Origin of the sequence: Robiginitalea sp. SC105 (assembly GCF_014243345.1) — a bacterium.
Lineage (GTDB): Bacteria > Bacteroidota > Bacteroidia > Flavobacteriales > Flavobacteriaceae > Robiginitalea.
In genome coordinates this window covers 1,295,139-1,313,468 of the sequence record NZ_JACLZF010000002.1, presented here as the reverse complement: position 1 = coordinate 1,313,468, position 18,330 = coordinate 1,295,139, and the positions used below count along the sequence as shown (strand labels likewise).

The 18,330-nt window shown below is 50.5% G+C and carries 19 protein-coding genes; 12 read left to right on the top strand and 7 right to left on the bottom strand.

Annotated elements, in window-relative coordinates; translation table 11 throughout:
• Nucleotides 1-53: 53 nt before the first annotated feature.
• Nucleotides 54-1,220 carry a proline dehydrogenase family protein gene (locus tag H7F20_RS14870; protein WP_185786951.1) on the top strand — a complete coding sequence of 389 codons (1,167 nt, stop codon included), beginning with the start codon at nucleotides 54-56 and terminating at the stop codon, nucleotides 1,218-1,220.
• On the opposite strand, the gene H7F20_RS14865 is transcribed toward H7F20_RS14870, so the two are convergent.
• The 5 genes from H7F20_RS14865 to tsaE all read right to left on the bottom strand — a co-directional run bounded on the left by H7F20_RS14865 (nucleotide 1,217) and on the right by tsaE (nucleotide 4,541).
• Nucleotides 1,217-1,594: a DUF4258 domain-containing protein gene (locus tag H7F20_RS14865; RefSeq protein WP_185786950.1), complete on the bottom strand. Its 378-nt coding sequence runs from the start codon at nucleotides 1,592-1,594 to the stop codon at nucleotides 1,217-1,219. The two genes, H7F20_RS14870 and H7F20_RS14865, sit on opposite strands and share 4 nt — an antisense overlap.
• Nucleotide 1,595: 1 nt before the next feature.
• A complete protein-coding gene (locus tag H7F20_RS14860; RefSeq protein ID WP_185786949.1) occupies nucleotides 1,596-2,792 on the bottom strand; it encodes an alanine dehydrogenase in 1,197 nt (398 codons plus the stop codon).
• Nucleotides 2,793-2,913: 121 nt separating this feature from the next.
• Nucleotides 2,914-3,561, bottom strand: a complete 648-nt coding sequence (locus tag H7F20_RS14855; protein WP_185786948.1) for a hypothetical protein — start codon at nucleotides 3,559-3,561, stop codon at nucleotides 2,914-2,916.
• Between the two features lie 141 nt (nucleotides 3,562-3,702).
• Nucleotides 3,703-3,939, bottom strand: coding sequence for a hypothetical protein (locus tag H7F20_RS14850; RefSeq protein WP_185786947.1), 237 nt, complete (start codon nucleotides 3,937-3,939; stop codon nucleotides 3,703-3,705).
• 185 nt (nucleotides 3,940-4,124) lie between these two features.
• Nucleotides 4,125-4,541 (bottom strand): tRNA (adenosine(37)-N6)-threonylcarbamoyltransferase complex ATPase subunit type 1 TsaE, encoded by a 417-nt coding sequence (gene tsaE / locus H7F20_RS14845; protein ID WP_185786946.1) that lies wholly within the window; start codon nucleotides 4,539-4,541, stop codon nucleotides 4,125-4,127.
• Nucleotides 4,542-4,647: 106 nt separating this feature from the next.
• Between tsaE and H7F20_RS14840 the strand changes: the two genes are divergently transcribed.
• A complete protein-coding gene (locus H7F20_RS14840) occupies nucleotides 4,648-5,727 on the top strand; it encodes a hypothetical protein (RefSeq protein WP_185786945.1) in 1,080 nt (359 codons plus the stop codon).
• Nucleotides 5,728-5,754: 27 nt separating this feature from the next.
• Here H7F20_RS14840 and H7F20_RS14835 read toward each other — a convergent pair whose 3' ends face one another.
• The gene (locus H7F20_RS14835; protein WP_185786944.1) at nucleotides 5,755-6,126 is read right to left on the bottom strand and encodes a hypothetical protein; all 372 of its coding nucleotides are present in this window, start codon (nucleotides 6,124-6,126) and stop codon (nucleotides 5,755-5,757) included.
• Nucleotides 6,127-6,302: 176 nt separating this feature from the next.
• Here H7F20_RS14835 and H7F20_RS14830 point away from each other — a divergent pair, with 176 nt between their 5' ends.
• Nucleotides 6,303-6,611, top strand: coding sequence for a DNA-binding protein (locus H7F20_RS14830; protein WP_185786943.1), 309 nt, complete (start codon nucleotides 6,303-6,305; stop codon nucleotides 6,609-6,611).
• 63 nt (nucleotides 6,612-6,674) lie between these two features.
• Here H7F20_RS14830 and H7F20_RS14825 read toward each other — a convergent pair whose 3' ends face one another.
• The gene (locus H7F20_RS14825; RefSeq protein WP_185786942.1) at nucleotides 6,675-8,219 is read right to left on the bottom strand and encodes a response regulator; all 1,545 of its coding nucleotides are present in this window, start codon (nucleotides 8,217-8,219) and stop codon (nucleotides 6,675-6,677) included.
• Nucleotides 8,220-8,326: 107 nt separating this feature from the next.
• Between H7F20_RS14825 and H7F20_RS14820 the strand changes: the two genes are divergently transcribed.
• The 9 genes from H7F20_RS14820 to H7F20_RS14780 all read left to right on the top strand — a co-directional run bounded on the left by H7F20_RS14820 (nucleotide 8,327) and on the right by H7F20_RS14780 (nucleotide 18,330).
• On the top strand, nucleotides 8,327-9,559 hold the full coding sequence (locus H7F20_RS14820; protein WP_185786941.1) for an HD domain-containing protein: 1,233 nt from the start codon (nucleotides 8,327-8,329) through the stop codon (nucleotides 9,557-9,559).
• 47 nt (nucleotides 9,560-9,606) lie between these two features.
• A complete protein-coding gene (lpxD, locus tag H7F20_RS14815) occupies nucleotides 9,607-10,629 on the top strand; it encodes a UDP-3-O-(3-hydroxymyristoyl)glucosamine N-acyltransferase (RefSeq protein WP_185786940.1) in 1,023 nt (340 codons plus the stop codon).
• A 4-nt stretch (nucleotides 10,630-10,633) separates the two neighbouring features.
• Nucleotides 10,634-12,028 (top strand): bifunctional UDP-3-O-[3-hydroxymyristoyl] N-acetylglucosamine deacetylase/3-hydroxyacyl-ACP dehydratase, encoded by a 1,395-nt coding sequence (locus H7F20_RS14810; protein ID WP_185786939.1) that lies wholly within the window; start codon nucleotides 10,634-10,636, stop codon nucleotides 12,026-12,028.
• 1 nt (nucleotide 12,029) lies between these two features.
• Nucleotides 12,030-12,815, top strand: coding sequence for an acyl-ACP--UDP-N-acetylglucosamine O-acyltransferase (gene lpxA / locus H7F20_RS14805; protein WP_185786938.1), 786 nt, complete (start codon nucleotides 12,030-12,032; stop codon nucleotides 12,813-12,815).
• 3 nt (nucleotides 12,816-12,818) lie between these two features.
• Nucleotides 12,819-13,385, top strand: coding sequence for an elongation factor P (efp, locus tag H7F20_RS14800; protein ID WP_185786937.1), 567 nt, complete (start codon nucleotides 12,819-12,821; stop codon nucleotides 13,383-13,385).
• Between the two features lie 12 nt (nucleotides 13,386-13,397).
• The gene (locus H7F20_RS14795; protein WP_185786936.1) at nucleotides 13,398-14,333 is read left to right on the top strand and encodes a UDP-3-O-(3-hydroxymyristoyl)glucosamine N-acyltransferase; all 936 of its coding nucleotides are present in this window, start codon (nucleotides 13,398-13,400) and stop codon (nucleotides 14,331-14,333) included.
• 60 nt (nucleotides 14,334-14,393) lie between these two features.
• Nucleotides 14,394-15,266, top strand: coding sequence for a succinate--CoA ligase subunit alpha (gene sucD, locus H7F20_RS14790; RefSeq protein WP_185786935.1), 873 nt, complete (start codon nucleotides 14,394-14,396; stop codon nucleotides 15,264-15,266).
• A gap of 104 nt (nucleotides 15,267-15,370) precedes the next feature.
• Nucleotides 15,371-16,117 (top strand): 3-oxoacyl-[acyl-carrier-protein] reductase, encoded by a 747-nt coding sequence (gene fabG / locus H7F20_RS14785; RefSeq protein ID WP_185786934.1) that lies wholly within the window; start codon nucleotides 15,371-15,373, stop codon nucleotides 16,115-16,117.
• A 191-nt stretch (nucleotides 16,118-16,308) separates the two neighbouring features.
• Entirely contained in the window at nucleotides 16,309-18,330 is a 2,022-nt protein-coding gene (locus H7F20_RS14780; protein WP_185786933.1) for a VWA domain-containing protein, read from the top strand.

Below are 18,330 nucleotides of genomic sequence, written 5' to 3'. Positions count from 1 at the left end.
TAAATCTTTACAACCCGTCTAAGTATATTTGTGGCCTACAGAAACAGCATTGCATGAAGCGCATCTTTGAGAATACCGAAACAGCCTTTATACTGAAATCCGATGCAGAATTGGAGCGCGCCTACTACCTCTTCAAGCTCATTTCCCATGAGCCGCTGGTAAAGATCGGGACGAGCCTAACCAATTTTGCGATCAAGGCAAAGCTCCCCGTCGAAGGGATTATCCGCACCACGGTATTCGACCATTTTTGCGGGGGCGTCAGCGAGGAGGATTGTATGCCGGTGGTGGAACATATGTGGGAAAAGGGGGTATGCACCGTCCTGGATTACTCGGTGGAAGGCAAGGATTCGGAAGACCCCCTGGACGATGCCCTGGCGAAGACCCTGGAAATCCTTCAGTTTGTGAAGGAAAAGGAGGCCATGCCCTTTGCCGTATTCAAACCAACCGGGTACGGCCGCTTCGGGCTTTTTGTCAAGAAGAGCCGGGGCGACCAGCTGACCCCCTCCGAGGCAGCGGAGTGGGAGCGGGTGGTCAAACGCTTCGACACCACCTGCAAAAAGGCCTATGACCTTGGGGTTTCCCTCCTGATCGATGCAGAGGAAAGCTGGATGCAGGATGCCGCCGACGACCTGGTAGAAGAGATGATGCGGACCTACAATACCAAAGAAACCATCGTCTTCAATACGCTGCAGATGTACCGCTGGGACCGGATGGATTACTTTCGCGCCATGCACGAGCGGGCCATGAGCGGCGGGTACCGGATCGGCGTCAAGGTCGTCCGGGGCGCCTACCTGGAGAAGGAAAACGAAAGGGCGGAGGAGAAGGGGTATCCAACCCCCATCTGCAGCTCCAAAAAGGAAACGGATGAGAATTTTGACGCAGCCGTCCGGTACGGGCTGGACAACCTGGAAACCGTCTCCCTTTTCTCCGGCACCCATAACGAGCTAAGCAGTTACAAGCTCATGGAATGGATGGAAGAAGCCGGCATTGACAATAACGACCCGAGGATCTGGTTTGGGCAGCTTTACGGCATGAGCGACAACATCAGTTTCAACCTGGCCAAAGCGGGTTACAACGTGGCCAAATACCTGCCGTTCGGGCCCGTCCGAGATGTAATGCCCTACCTGATCCGCCGTGCAGAGGAGAACACCTCGGTTGCGGGGCAGACCAGCAGGGAGCTCGAATTATTGAAAAAAGAAAGGAAGCGGCGGAAACTTTAGTCTTCCATGACACTGTTGTACCGGGTAAGCCGGGTCACGGAATCGCACCGTTCCAGGGTGAGCTGGAATAAATCCTCCTCGAAAGCACCGGTTACCACAAAGACGCCGCAAGGTTCCGAGCGGGGGTCACTCAGGTCGAACTCCACATCGCCCTCCCTGAGCAGGTAGGCCACCGCCAGCGTATCGACCCTGGCACGTATTTCCGGGTCTACTTCCAGGGGTTGTTCCCGCAAGGCCTTCAATACCCGGCAATTGGGCAGGTAACAGAATTCAACCCCGGTTTCCTCCGACTTTCTGCGCAGGAAAAAAGCCAGGAACAACAGGCCCACTGACAAGCCAATGGCGTAATAACCAAACCGCTTCAGGAAGGACATATTAAAAAATAAGGAAGTTGATATCGCTGAACTTCATTCCGAACCATTCGCCCACCGTGCGGTTGGTGAGTATCCCGTGGTACATATAGAGGCCATTGCGAAGGCCCTTGTCAAAGCGCAGGGAATTTTCGAGCCCCCCGTCTTCGCCGATCTTCAGCAGGTAAGGGGTGAAAATATTGCTGATGGATACCGAGGACGTTTTCGGGTAGCGGGCCGGGATGTTGGGGACCGCATAGTGGATGACGCCGTATTTTTTGTAAGTGGGCTTGTTGTGCGTTGTCAGTTCGCTGGTTTCGAAGCAGCCGCCCATATCGATACTCACGTCGATGATCACCGAGCCCTTCTTCATGTTTTCGACCATGGTCTGCGAAACCAGGATGGGGGAGCGGTCCTTTCCCCGAACGGCGCCAATGGCCACATCGCAACGCTTCAGGGCTTTCAGCAGGTTTTTGGGTTGGAGGGTGGAGGTATAAAGGGGCCTGTTCAGGTTGGTCTGTATGTTTCGGAGTTTGGTAATGGAGTTGTCAAAAATCTTGACGTTGGCGCCAAGCCCCAGGGCGGAGCGCGCCGCAAATTCCCCAACCGTCCCCGCGCCCAGGATCACTACTTCCACCGGGGGCACCCCGCTGATGTTCCCGAACATCATGCCGTTGCCCTGGTCGGCCGCCATAATCTCGGCCGCGATCAGTACAGAGGAGATCCCCGCAATTTCACTCAGGGAACGGACGGCCGGGTATTTGCCGTCGTCGTCACGGATGTACTCAAAGGCGATGGCGGTTATCCGCTTTTTGGCCAGGGTCTCAAAATATTCCTTGTCCCGCGTCTTGATCTGCAGTGCGGATATAATCGTACTCTGGGGGTTGATCTGTTCAACTTCCGAAAGGGTAGGGGGCTCCACCTTGAGGATCAGCGGGCAACCGAACACCTTTTTGGTGTCACGGGTAATCCTGGCCCCGGCATTGGTATAGTCCAGGTCCGAAAAACTGGCGCCTTCGCCGGCACCCGACTCAATGAGCACCCTGTGCCCGTGGGCTACAATGGCCCCTACCGCATCGGGCGTAAGGCAAATGCGTTTCTCCTGGTACAGGCTCTCTTTGGGGATACCGATAAATAACTCGCCCTTTTGCTGGAGGACTTCCAGCTTTTCTTCCTGAGGGAGTAACTGCTGTTTGCTGAAGGGAGAAGAAGGTTGGTCCATAGGCCCTGTGTCGTAAACTACTGCTTGGGTCTTCTATCAAAAGTACAATAAAATGGCATAATCTACCGCAATCAAAAAAAGAGGACCAGGGTCCTCTTTTACTACTGTTGGGTTCGCCTTTTTAGAACAGGCTTTTTAGGGAGTGCTGTAGGCTATTGAAAATCCGATTTAGTGCTCTCCTAGGCGTTTTATCCGAAAGATCGTTCACTGCCACATTTGAGTCATCTATTGGATCTACATTGATGTTAATTCCTACTTTCTTCAGTTGTTCTTGCTCCTTGTCCTTATAATATTTTAGCTCAGCGTTCATTGCTTCCAAATCTATTCCATGTACATACTTATCAAAAAGTTTAAGCCTAATGAAATATACAAAAGGAATTACAACCATACATATAGGTAGCAACCAGAGAATATTGTCCGTATCAACAACATCGTCCGTAGAATAGACTACTTCAAAGAGTTGAAATGCATACATACATATGGGGATCAAAAGAATATGGTACCACCAATGTTTACAAGTAAAAAACCATATGGTTAAAAGGTACATAGGAATTATTTTTCCTATTAAAAACCACATATACGTGCTTACATCGGCAAAGCCATTGCTGTCAATTACTAAACCAAAAAATTCAAAATTAACTCCTTCAGTTTTCGGGAAATATTGATGAAGTTTAAACAGAAAGGGAGAACAAATTATAAGTAATAACGCAAGGGATTCTAAAAGGAATCTCTTTCGTGCTATTTTCTGTGTTGTAATTGGTCGATCCATAATTGACTAGTATTCTTAAAAGAATATTGCTTATATGCAACGAAAAAAGGGCCAGCTTATTGGCTGACCCTTATATATTATCGACTAAAAGCTATTTTCCTCGACGAATACCTCTAAACTTTTCTTGAAAGAAAATTGAGGTTAGTTATTTCTTCCTGGAATAACAATTTTACTTTTTTCAACTGATTGGGTGTCATTTCGTCCAGGAATCTTTATTTTACTTTTTTCAACTGAATCGGAGTTATCCCGTCCAGGAATTTTAATTTTACTTTTTTCAACACCTTCATATAATTCATCACCTGAATCATTAGAGCAAGCAGCAACTGATAAAATTGCCATAGTCAGGAAGGCGTAAAAGAATTTTCTAGTGTTCATCATGGTTCGGAGGGTTTAATGGCAACATTTCATTGTCAAATGTAGGAATTATTATATCCTACTCATATCAATTAAATTCAAAAATAATGTATTTCATCGATAGAATCAAACATTTTACCGAAAAAAGTGTAATTCATCGATTAACATGCAATAAAAATGCAGTCTGAGCGATACGAAAATCCTTACACTTAGAGTTGGGAAAGAAGTAGTTTTCGTGAAGAATTCTCTAAGATCTCAATATTTATTTCTATTCGGTTTTCTGGCAGTAGTGTTTCTATAATTGAGGGCCATTCAATAAATACCCATTTATCAGAGTCTAAGTATTCCTCGATTCCAAAGTCTAAAGCTTCCTCTTCCGTTTTTAGTCTGTAACAATCTAAATGATAAGCTATTACATTATTATTCGAATATTCATTAACTATCCCGAATGTGGGGCTATTGCCCGAGTCTTTTATCCCCAAGAATTTAAGGCAATGCTTTACTAAAGTTGTTTTACCGGATCCCATAGGACCTCGTAAGCAAACGATTCCTGGATCTTTAGAGGCCATTACTTTTGACGCTACTTCATCAATTTTAGATAGCTTATAAATTAGTTGCTCCGCCATTATATAACGTTTTGATTTTTTTGACTTAATAATGTTCGGCACATCGAAAATATTCTGTATATTGAGGTTATATTAATTATAGTAGAGCCTATTCAATTAACTAAGTATGAATCGTCATCAACTCTGGTTAGAATTGACTTTAGCAATAGTTATTACAATCTCACCTTTTGTAATATTCACTCATTTATTTTTTAGTCCCACCCAAGATTACTTAACTTTTTTTGAAAGTCGGTATTTTCATGGTTTCTCTAATAATCAAAAATATATTTGGCTTTTACTAAATTCTTTTTGTCCACTCCTTCTCAACTCACTTTTCTTCATTTGTACTTATCAAAAGTGGAGGTTTTTCATTTTGCCAATAATCGCTTTGAATTTTGGTAGTTTCCTATTTTACTTTTATCAGGATGTCAGGCTAGTTTCATTTGTACTTTCTAAAGAAACTATTATACCTGCGATAATCCTTCTTTCTGTTTTAATAATAATTGATCGAAGGTTAATTTCTAACTATCGTAGATCAATATTTAAGGTTGAATTAAATGTTGTAATTAAAGAATTGTTAAGTGGGAATTTCAGATTATTTATTTCGAAATCGAATGAGATAATTAATTCAAATTCTAAAAAGAGTTTAAAGAATTTCACATGCAAAGTCTATCATTTAATTCAAATATCCGACCAAAAGGCGGAATTGATAAAAAGAGAAGAAAGACATATCAAAGAGAATTTTTTATGCTCTGATTTAATAACTGGATTCTTAATTCTGGCAATTGGATCACTTTACTTGATATATGATTTATTTCCAAGATCAAGTTCGTTGGAATTCGCAGGATTTAACTTGCCTACTTTTGGTTTCAGGGATATTCAATCACTTATATGGTATTCCGGCCAAAAATTAGCTATGATTTCACTTCTATCTTTATGGTTTATATCAAGTATGCATTGGTGGAGGTGGTCATTGATGTCTCCTATTGCACTATATTCATATCAATTTTGGGATATCTTCTCTGTAAGTTCAGTTGTTGAAGAGGGTGGGAATTTAATTGTTCTACCAATGACCTGCATAACTCTTATAATGATTGTTTGTTTAGGCACTACAATAAGAAATTATGTCAGAGTTTTGAATTATCGAAATCAATTGCGACAAATCATGGAGAGAAATATCAGGCTGTTGAGTAATGGCTCCAATTAAAGAATTTCACACTATCCTAGGGTAATCCTAATCCCTCCCCATTTCCTTTGCGACTTCTTTGACCAGGTTACGAAGCTCCTGGTGTTGCCGCTCCTTAATTTTTTCCTCTATGATGCGCTCGATGATTGCCTTTTTCTTTGGCGGAAGCTGGTCAAAGTCCAGGATCTCATCTGCCTGCTGTGATTTGAGCATCGCACCCTCCCCTGTTAGTAGCCAGACCACATTGAGATCCGGGTAAGTCCGCAAAATGGTTTCAATGACATCACTTCCCACGGAAGCATTATTTTTTTTCATTCTGAGGGTATAGCCGTTGCTGGCACCTATAGAAAGATCGAATTGCCGGGCACTCAACCCGATATGCTGTATAAACTGGATGAGCCGGTCGATAGTTTTGATCATAATGCTGCGATTGCTTTGCACTAATATACGCTATCTTCACGAAATAAGAAAATATACTCTGTAATAGAATAAAAAATATAAATAAATAGAATATATTTTAAACTATAGAATTTATTCTATATCTTTATTTCAATCGGTCCCTCATAGAATCAATCATAATCTTACAACCTCCTTCTATGAAAAACATAAAGCATATCGAACGGCTTCAAAGGCTTCACAACCTGATTAAAATGGAATGTACAGGTTCTCCTTCTGAAGTAGCCTTCCGACTTGGGATCAGCGAACGAACTGTTTATTATCTGATAGAGCAGCTCAAAGATTACGAGGCACAAATTGGATATGACCGCAGCAGAAAGACCTACTTCTATAAGGATGACTTTGTACTTGAAGTCAATTTCTCCATTTGCATCGGTGCCCATGACCATGTTATGGAAATACTGGATGGCAGTTATCTGAAAGGCAATCGTTTCCACCCGCAACACTAAGAGTCCTGGGCTTGGTGACCGCTTAAGGTGGCCATGTTGCAGGCATCACCTCGGTCGCGGACATCACTTTGGCCGCAGCACCACAAACGGCACCACCATTTCTTCCAGGGATACGCCCCCGTGCTGGTAGGTGTTGCGGTAATAGCTTACGTAATGATTGTAGTTGTTGGGGTAGGCAAAAAACAGGTCGTTTTTGGCAAAGATGTAAGAACTGCTCATGTTGATGGTGGGGAGGTGCAGTTCTGCCGGTTTCCTGCAGGCCAGCACGTCCTTCTCCTCATAGGTAAGGCTCCTTCCCGTTTTATACCGCAGGTTCAGGCTCGTTTCCTTATCGCCGATAACCCGGGAGGCCTGTTTGACATTGATGGTTCCATGGTCTGTGGTGATAATCATGCGGAACCCGAGCAACTGTGCCTCCTGTATAAGCGCCAGCAGCGGGCTGTTCCGGAACCAGCTGAGGGTTAGGGAGCGGTAGGCTTTGTCGTCCGAGGCCAGTTCCTTGATGACTTCCATCTCTGTCCGGGCGTGGGAGAGCATGTCCACAAAATTATATACGACGGCAACCAGGTCAAGGTCCTTAAAAGACTTGAACTGCTGCACCAGCTGTTTCCCCTGCTTGAGGCTGCTGATCTTGTGGTACTCCCATTTCAGGTGGAGCCCGAGCCTTTTGAGCTGCGCCCCCAGGAAGTCTGCCTCGTGCAGGTTCTTCCCGCCCGTATCCGTATCGTTCTTCCACCAATCCGGGAATTTCCGCTCCATCTCCAGGGGCATCATCCCCGAAAAGATGGCATTGCGCGCGTATTGGGTGGCCGTAGGAAGGATGCTGCAGTAAGCCTCTTCGGATTCCTTTTTATAATAGGGAGCCAGGGCGTCTTCGAAGGCAAACCACTGGTCGTACCGGAGGTTATCGATCACCACCAGCAGGGTAGGACCCTCCCGGAGTATGGGGGCAATGCGCTGGTTGAAAAGCGTGTGGGATAGGACTGGCGCGTCGCCCCCGGAAAACCATCCCGGGTATTCTTTTTCGATAAATTTGCCGAATTGCTGGTTGGCTTCTGCTTTCTGGGATTCGAGGATCTCGAACATGCCGCTGTCTTCGATGGATTCAAGCTGCAATTCCCAGTAAATCAGTTTTTTATATAGTTCCGTCCAACCTTCCCACGAATTGATCATGGAGAGGTCCATGGCAATTTTACGGAATTCCTGCTGGTACCCGGCTGTGGTCTTTTCGGATACCAGGCGGCTGTGGTCCAGGTTTTTTTTGAGGGATAACAGGATCTGGTTCGGGTTTACCGGTTTGATCAGGTAATCGGCAATCTTGGAACCGATGGCGTCCTCCATAAGGGATTCCTCTTCGTTTTTGGTGATCATCACCACGGGGAGGGACGCATTGCGCTGTTTGATTTCCGTAAGGGTTTCGAGCCCGGAAAGCCCGGGCATGTTTTCGTCCAGGAATACGATATCAAAGGATTCTTGCCCGATGGCCTCCAGGGCATCCTGCCCGCTATTGCAGGTCACCACCTTGTAATTGCGCTCCTCCAGGAAAAGCAGGTGGGATTTCAGGAGGTCAATTTCGTCATCTACCCACAGGATGGTAAAGTTTTTCATGCGCCGGTTTTAATGAGAGGATTCTGGGCTCGGATGCTGTAGAACCCGCTGCGGGATGTGAATCTGGAGGCAATTGGCTACCTTTGATCCACCTAAAGCAATCCGCGTTGAAACACGTTCCCAAGCTCAAGATTTTCAACGATCCAATTTACGGATTTATAAGCATACCGAACAGGCTGCTGTTTGATTTAATTGCGCACCCGTATTTTCAGCGCCTGCGCCGCATCTCCCAGATGGGGATGAGCTACCTGGTCTATCCGGGGGCCCACCATACCCGCTTCCACCATGCGTTGGGAGCCATGCACCTGATGCAATACGCCATACAGCTCCTGAGGCGCAAGGGTTTTGACATAGACGATGAAGAGGAAAACGGCCTGTTGTGCGCCATCCTCCTCCACGATATGGGGCATGGCCCCTTTTCTCACGCCCTGGAGCACGAACTGGTGCCCGGTCAATCCCACGAGGCGCTTTCCCTGCGCTTTATGCAGCAGCTCAACAGGGAATTCGGCGGACAGCTGGACGTGGCGATCGAAATCTTCAAAGGCACCTATAAAAAAGGCTTCCTCAACGAATTGGTTTCCAGTCAGCTGGATATGGATCGCCTGGATTACCTGAAACGGGACAGTTTTTACACAGGGGTGGCAGAAGGCAATATCAATTCGGAACGGCTGATCACCATGCTGACCGTTTTCGAAGGGAAACTGGCCGTGGAGGAGAAGGGGATTTACTCCGTGGAAAAATTCCTGATGGCGCGCCGCTTTATGTACTGGCAGGTCTATTTGCACAAGACCGGCTTGGCTGCCGAACAGGTCCTTGTCCGTGTCATCCGGCGTGCAAAAGAGCGTTACCAGTCCGGAGACCTTGAAAATTGCGGCCGGAACCTTTCCTTCTTCCTGGGGCGGGACGGAACTGCAGCCCCGGACCCGGAAGAGTCCCTGAAGTGGTTTGCACGGCTGGACGATGTGGATATCCTCTCGGCCCTCAAGGAGTGGCAACTGGACCCGGACGCCGTATTGTCACGGCTTTGCGGAATGCTGCTGGACCGGCGGCTGCCAGCCATCAAGATCAAGCAGAAACCCATTTCCCGGGATCGCCTGGAGAGCAGGCTCGACAGGATTTGCCAGGAGTGGGGGATGAGCCCGGAGGAAGCCTCCTACTTTGTCTTTTCCGGCGCCATTTCCAACAGGGCCTACAACCAGGAAAGGCAGAATATCAATATCCTGAGGGACAATGGTAAAATCCGCGACGTGGCAAGCACCTCGGACCAACTCAATCTGCAGGCCCTCTCGGCCGATGTGGTGAAGCACTATATCTGCTACCCCAAGAAAGGCGTATACTAATTTTTCTTACTTTTGTCTCCACTGAAATCAATTAGCACGCAGCACACTTGGAATTTACGGCCAGTCAGATTGCAGGCATCCTTGAAGGCGAAATTGAGGGCAACCCCGAAATTGCCGTTCACAAGTTGTCAAAAATTGAGGAAGGCGAGGCTGGTTCACTGACTTTCCTGGCCAATCCCAAGTATACCCCCTATATCTACAGCACTGAGGCCTCCATTATCATTGTCAATAAGGACTTTGTGCCTGAGCAGTCACTTTCCACCACCCTGATCAAGGTGGAGGATGCCTATAAGTCCTTTTCAAAACTCCTGGCGTATTACGACCAGGTCAAAAGTACCAAGACCGGTATTGAAAGCCCGGTCCATATTGCCGATTCGGCCGTATATGGGAAGGATTGCTACCTCGGCGCATTCTGTTATGTGGGAAACAATGTCCGGCTGGGGGACAATGTGAAGATTTACCCGAACGCCTATATCGGGGACAATGTGGTCATTGGCGACAACACCATTGTGTTTGCCGGCGCCAAAATCTATTCCGAAACTCAAATTGGCCGCGACTGCGTGGTACACAGCGGCGCCATCATCGGCGCCGACGGATTCGGGTTTGCCCCCGATGACGAAGGGGTCTACTCCAAGATCCCGCAAACCGGGAACGTTATCCTGGAGGACCACGTGGATATTGGTGCTGGCACCACCATCGACCGGGCCACCCTGGGTTCGACCATTCTGAGGCGGGGGGTCAAACTCGACAACCAGATTCAGATTGCTCACAATGTGGAAATCGGCGAACATACCGTAATCGCTGCACAAACGGGCGTGGCCGGATCTACGAAGATCGGCAAGCATTGCATGATCGGCGGCCAGGTGGGCATCGTGGGCCACATCCTGATAGGTGACCGGGTCAAGATACAGGCGCAGTCCGGCATTGGCCGCAATGTCCGGGATGATGAAGTGCTGCAGGGTTCCCCAGCCCTCAATTACGGGGACTTCAATAAATCATACGTCCATTTTAAGAACCTTCCCAGGTTGGTAAACCGGGTAGAGTCGCTTGAAAAGAAAAACGGTAATTAGCTATATGACCAAGCAAAGAACCATTGCCAAGGAGGTAACCCTGCAGGGCGTAGGCCTGCATACCGGCGAGCAGGTTACCATGAAGTTTGTTCCTGCCCCCGAGAACCATGGTTTTGCCTTTAAGCGTGTCGATCTGGAGGGGGAACCGATTATCGAGGCGGATGCCAACTATGTGATCAATACCCAGCGCGGCACCAACCTGGAGAAACGAGGGGTGAAAATCCAGACCTCCGAACACGTGCTGGCGGCCCTGGTAGGCCTTGATATCGACAATGTCCTGATAGAGCTGGATGCCCCGGAACCCCCGATTATGGATGGTTCCTCCAAATATTTCGTCGAGGCCCTCGAAAATGCAGGGATCGTCGAGCAGGATGCCGAACGGGAGGTCTACGAAATCACGGATGTGGTTTCCTATCGGGATGAGGCCACCGGGAGCGAAATCACGGTCATCCCCTCGGACGAATACCAGGTAACCACCATGGTGGATTTCGGCACCAAGGTACTGGGGACCCAAAATGCCACCCTGGAACACCTGTCCGATTTCAAATCGGAGATTGCCAACGCGCGTACCTTCAGCTTCCTGCACGAATTGGAAATGTTATTGGAAAACGGCCTGATCAAAGGCGGGGACCTGAACAATGCCATCGTTTACGTGGATAAGGAGATTTCCGGGGATACCATGAAAAAGTTGGAAAAGGCCTTCAAGAAAAAGAAACTGTCCGTAAAGCCCAATGGGATTTTGGACAACCTGACCCTGCACCATCCGAACGAGGCGGCCCGGCATAAACTGCTGGACGTGATCGGCGACCTGGCCCTGATCGGGACCCGGATCAAAGGAAAGGTAATTGCAAACAAGCCGGGCCACTATGTGAACACCCAGTTTGCCAAAAAACTTTCCAAGACCATTAAGATGGAGAAGCGGAACAAGGTTCCCAAATACGACCTGCACCAGACACCCCTGATGGATATCACCCAGATCATGAAGATGCTGCCGCACCGGCCACCCTTCCTGCTGGTGGATAAGATCCTGGAACTGTCGGACACCCATGTGGTGGGGGTCAAGAACGTCACCATGAACGAACCGTTTTTTGTGGGGCACTTCCCCGGCGCCCCGGTTATGCCCGGCGTCCTCCAGGTGGAAGCCATGGCCCAGACCGGCGGGATCCTGGTATTGAGTACCGTTCCCGATCCGGAGAACTACCTGACCTATTTCATGAAGATTGACAATGTAAAATTCAAGCAACAGGTGGTTCCAGGGGATACACTTATTTTCAAATGCGATCTGATGTCGCCGATTCGTCGCGGCATCTGCCATATGTCCGCTTACGCCTATGCGAACGGGAAACTGGTTTCCGAGGCGGAACTGATGGCCCAGATCGTAAAAACCAAAAACGACTAGTATGAATCAACCGCTGGCCTATGTGCACCCGGGTGCCAAGATTGCCAAAAATGTGGTTATTGAGCCCTTTGCGACCATCCATAACAATGTAACGATCGGGGAGGGTTCCTGGATCGGGTCGAACGTGACCATCATGGAAGGGGCCCGCATTGGCAAGAACTGCAATATTTTCCCGGGAGCCGTTATCTCGGCCCCCCCTCAGGACCTGAAGTACAATGGGGAAGAGACCACAGTCGAGATCGGGAACAATGTCACCATCCGGGAATGCGCCACCATCAACAAGGGGACGACCGACCGGATGAAAACGGTCATCGGCAAGAACTGCCTGATCATGGCCTACTGCCATATTGCCCATGACTGCATCGTGGGGAACAATTGCATCTTTTCCAACAACTCTACCCTGGCCGGACATGTGACCATCGGGGAGTACGTGGTGCTGGCGGGCCTGGTGGCAGTCCACCAGTTTGTTTCCATCGGCACCCACGCCTTTGTCACCGGGGGGTCGCTTGTCCGCAAGGACGTACCGCCCTATGTCAAGGGTGCCCGGGAACCGATGTCCTATGTGGGGATCAATTCCGTAGGCCTGCGGCGCCGGGGCTTTACGGCAGAAAAGATCCGGGAAATCCAGAATATCTACCGCATCCTTTACCAGCGCAACTACAACAATTCCCAGGCCGTACAGATCATCGAGGCCGAAGTGGAAGCAACCCCCGAACGAGACGAGATCCTCCAGTTTATCCGGGATTCGCAACGGGGCATTATGAAAGGTTATTTTAGCAACAATTGATTTATGGCAAGTACATCTGATATCCGGAAAGGGCTCTGTATCCGGTACAACAACGATATCTATAAAATCACTGAATTCCTGCACGTAAAACCGGGGAAGGGACCTGCTTTTGTCCGTACCAAGCTCAAGAGCATCACCACGGGCAAGGTCCTTGACAACACCTTTTCGGCAGGTCACAAGATCGATGACGTGCGCGTGGAAACCCGCTCCTACCAGTTCCTCTATGCGGACGGGCAGACCTACCACTTCATGAACACGGACGACTACAACCAGATCGCCCTTCAGGAAAGCGCCCTGGATACCCCGGACCTTTTGAAGGAAGGGGAGGTGGTCACCATCATGTTCAATACCGAGGACAGCATGCCCCTTTCCGTGGATATGCCGGCCAGCGTGGTACTGGAAGTGACCGAGGCGGAGCCCGGGATCAAGGGGAATACCGCCACCAACGCCACCAAGGTGGCCGTAGTGGAAACCGGCGCCCGTATCAATGTCCCGCTTTTTATCAACGAAGGGGACAAGATCAAGATTGATACTTCCAATGCCGCGTATATGGAACGCGCGAAAGAATAAATAAAGCAGCAGATGAAATTCCCCAGGAAGCATACCCTTCGTGAAATAGCCGACATCCTCGGCATCGGTTTTGTGGGGCCTGAGGAATTCCCGGTGACCGGGATGAACGAAATACACGTGGTGGAGCCCGGGGACATCGTGTTTGTGGACCATCCGAAATACTATGACAAGGCGCTTAAATCGGCAGCCACCACGGTTTTGATCAACAAGGAAGTGGACTGTCCGGAGGGAAAGGCCCTGCTGATCTCTGAAGATCCTTTCAGGGATTTTAACCGGCTCACCAGCCATTTCAGGCCCTTTTCAGGGTTTGGCGAGGCCATTGCGGAAACGGCGACCATAGGCGAAGGCTCGCATATCGGGCCAAACGTCAGGATCGGTGCGCATGTGCAAATTGGCCGGGACTGCATCATCCACCCGAACGTAACCATCGGGGATTACTGCGTCCTCGGGGACCGGGTCGTGGTGCAATCGGGTACGGTGGTCGGTTCGGATGCCTTTTATTACAAAAAACGGCCCGAGGGCTTTGACCGGTTGCTTTCCGGGGGGCGGGCCGTGCTGGAGGACGACGTGGAACTCGGGGCTTTATGCACCATAGACCGCGGCGTCACCGGGGATACCCGTGTGGGCTCCGGCAGCAAGCTGGACAACCAGGTCCATGTGGGCCACGACACGGTTATCGGCAGTCGCTGCCTGATTGCCTCACAGACTGGGATCGCGGGTTGTGTGGTGATTGAAGACGAGGTGACCCTCTGGGGCCAGGTGGGTGTAACCAGTGCGATCCGCATCGGAAAAGGCGCTGTGGTGCTTGCACAGACAGGAATCTCCAAATCCCTGGAGGGCGGCAAGACCTATTTTGGAAGCCCGGCGGAAGAAGCTCGGGAGCGGCTGAAACAACTCGCCGCCCTGAGACAGATCCCCGCCCTGGCCGTGAAACTCAAAAAACAATAGCATTTCTATGGCCCGATCGGCGGGTAAGGCCTATTTTTGTACAAACCAAAAAACGGATAAATGAGCGTTCTAGTTAACAAAGATTCCAAAATTATAGTTCAGGGTTTTACCGGCAGCGAGGGAACTTTCCACGCGGAACAAATGATCGAATACGGCACGAATGTCGTCGGGGGGGTTACCCCGGGCAAGGGCGGCCAGGAGCATTTGGGCAAACCGGTTTTCAACACCGTTGAGGACGCCGTCAAACAAACCGGGGCAGATACCACCATCATCTTTGTGCCGCCTGCATTTGCCGCTGATGCCATCATGGAGGCCGCCAGTGCGGGAATCGGGGTAATCATTACCATTACAGAGGGGATCCCGGTCGCCGATATGATCAAGGCCCACAGCTATGTAAAGGACAGGGGGAGCCGGCTGATCGGCCCCAATTGCCCGGGTGTCATTACCCCGGGGGAAGCCAAGGTGGGAATCATGCCGGGTTTTGTATTTAAAAAAGGGAATGTGGGCATAGTTTCCAAATCCGGAACCCTCACCTATGAGGCTGCCGACCAGGTAGTCCGGCAGGGCCTGGGAATCACCACAGCCATCGGTATCGGGGGGGACCCTATTATCGGGACCACCACAAAGGAAGCGGTGGAACTGCTCGTCAACGACCCGGAAACCGAATGCGTGGTGATGATCGGGGAGATCGGTGGCCAACTGGAGGCCGAGGCAGCCCGCTGGTATAAGGAGAGTGGCAGCAAAAAGCCGGTAGTCGGTTTTATTGCCGGCGAAACAGCCCCCGCCGGAAGGACCATGGGGCATGCCGGTGCGATTGTCGGGGGAAGCGACGATACGGCCCAGGCCAAAAAGCGCATCATGCGGGAATGCGGGATCCACGTGGTGGATTCCCCGGCCAAAATTGGCGAAAAGGTATCGGAGGTCCTCTCCTGAAACCGTTAAGAGATTGATAAAGTCCCGCCTCTGCGCGGGATTTTTTATGGCGGCTTGGCTCAAACCCGTTATCTTTGAATAAAAGCCATCCTAAACCAGTATCCATGAAAATCCTAGAAGGAAAAAAAGCAATTATTACCGGGGCCAGCCGCGGAATCGGCAGCGGGATCGCAGAAGTCTTCGCCAGGGAAGGTGCCGATGTGGCCTTTACCTACAGCAGCAGCGACGGGCCGGCCCTGGAGTTGGAAAAGAAACTCAAGGCCATGGGCGTAAAAGCAAAGGCCTACAAGAGTGATGCCTCGAGCTTTGAAGCCGCCGAAAGCCTTGTAAACAGTGTTCTTGAAGATTTCGGCGGGGTGGATATCCTGGTGAACAATGCCGGGATTACCAAGGATAACCTATTGATGCGGATGACGGAAGAGGACTTCGACAAGGTGATAGACATCAACCTGAAGTCGGTATTCAATATGACCAAGGCAATCCAGCGCACATTCCTGAAACAGCGCAGCGGATCCATCATCAATATGAGCAGCGTGGTGGGGGTCAAGGGGAATGCCGGACAGGCGAACTACGCGGCCTCCAAGGCCGGGATGATTGGTTTCACCAAGAGCATCGCCTTGGAGCTCGGCTCCCGCAACATCCGCTGCAATGCGATTGCCCCCGGCTTTATCGAAACGGAAATGACCGGGAAACTGGATGAGAAAACCGTCCAGGGCTGGCGGGATGCCATTCCGCTTAAACGGGGAGGTACCCCGGAGGATGTGGCCAATGCCTGCCTGTATCTCGCCTCCGACTTGTCGGCCTATGTGACGGGTCAGGTATTGCACGTGGACGGCGGTATGCTTACCTGACATTTTGCTTCTGGACCCCGGCAGGAAATGCCCGGGCCCTCAGAGGAAGGTATTTTGAATGAACTGCAAAAGTACCGAATTATGATTCTGGGTTATACAGGGGTGGTCCTCCTTTGCGGGCTGCTCGTACTGCTGGTAGACAAGCGTGTCGACCGGCACCTGAAAATGAATTAAAAGAGAAGAAAGACTAAATGCCCGACCACCCGGTATTATGGATTGTGCTCTGTGCCATCCTGAGTCTTGGACTGGTTTGGTTTCAGTATTTTTTCAAGCCAAAGCAGGTCCGGTTCCGGGTACTGCTGGCAGCCCTCCGCTTCCTTGCGCTGATGGGGATGCTACTCCTATTGATTAATCCCAGGGTAACCGAAACACGCACCTACCTGGAAAAACACCGGCTGGTACTCCTGTTGGACAACAGCGCTTCCATCAAAGAGGATGCCCGCCAGCAAGTCAGGGATATCCGCACTGCCTTTGGATTGGGTCCGGAATTCGAAACCCGGTTCGACAGGGATGTTTACACCTTTGGCGGGGAACTTTCCTTATCGGACAGCCTTGATTTTTCAGCTAATCGCACGGACATCAGTGCCGCCCTGGACCGGTTGGACAATACACTGTCCACTGAAAATGCCTCTATTGTGCTGGTGACGGATGGCAATGAGAATTCGGGCCGCAGTTACCTGCATGCCCGGGAAAGAAGTGCAGCCGTTTACCCCGTCGTTGTCGGGGATACCACGCGGTATCGGGATGTCCGTGTGGATCAGCTCAACGTAAACCGCTTTGCCTTCCTCGACAACCAGTTCCCGGTTGAAATATTGCTTTCCTACTCGGGCCGGGAACCGGTATCCGCAATTCTCACCCTGAGCGACAATGGCCGCCGCGTACACAGGGAAACCCTGACACTCGAACCTGGAAATTCCACCCGACAGCTCGAAATTTTACTGCAGGCCGGTTCTGTTGGGTTCCACAGGTTGGAAGCCACTGTAGCGCCCCTCCCATCAGAACGCAATACAGCCAATAACCGTCGGCTGGCCGGGTTGGAGGTAGTGGACGAGCGAACCCGGATTCTGCTGGTATTTACCAGGAACCACCCGGATATCGGGGCCCTGCGGCGCAGCATTTTGAAAAATGAACAACGCGAAGTGGCCCTGGTCAGCCCGGAAGAAGCCCAGGACCAGCTGGATGAAGCAGACTTATTGGTGTTGTTTCAGCCGGACACCCGGTTCAAAAAACTCTATGAAGCCCTCAGACAGAGGGATATCCCCCAGATCACCCTGGCCGGCCCCCTGACCGACTGGGGCTTCCTGAATACTGCCCAAAACAGCTACGAACTGGAGGAAATGGGGCCCTATGACGAAATGTTGCCCCTGCGAAATGCCGCCTTCGATTTTTTTGACCTTTCGGATTGGGATGTCTCGGAATATCCACCCCTGGAGGGCCGGTTGGGGAACCTCCTCATTGCAGCCGACAACCAGACCCTGTTGGGCCAACGCGTCCGCGGAATCGATATGCAGGAGCCATTACTCGCCTATATCAAAGGTTCCCGTCGGGAGATCCTGTTTATGGGAAGCGGGATCTGGAAATGGCGGATGGCTGCCTATCGAGAAGCAGGGAATTTTGAAGGCTTCGATGCCTTTATGGCCAAGACCCTTCTCTTCCTGACAGCCGGGGGCAGCAGCAAACGCCTGAGCCTGGAATACCAGCCCCTTTACGAAGACAGCGGAAACGCCCTCATCCGGGCCCGGTATTACGACGAATCCTTTGTGTTTGATCCGGATGCCCGGCTGGTCCTGCAACTGGCGGACAGCACGGGCCGGGCATTGGAACCGCGGCCCATGGCCCTGCGAACCGATTATTTTGAAGCCGATGTGACAGGACTCCCCCCCGGGACCTACCAGTTTACGGTACGTGCCGGGGATTCCGGCTTCAGCGAATCCGGGGCGTTCAGCCTCCTGGCATTTGACCTGGAAAGCCAGCAGCTTTCCAGTGATGCCCGCAAACTCGGGCAGCTGGCCGGACAGTCCGGCGGCACCCTGTATTTCCCCGGAACCACGGGAGCGTTGCGGGACAGCCTCCTCAATTCCGACCGCTTCCGGCCGGTGCAGAAAAGCCGAAGGAATGTCGTATCTTTAATAGATTACCACTGGTTGCTTTTTGGCATTGCCCTTTGCCTCGCAGCGGAGTGGTTTATTCGAAAATATAATGGATTGCTATAA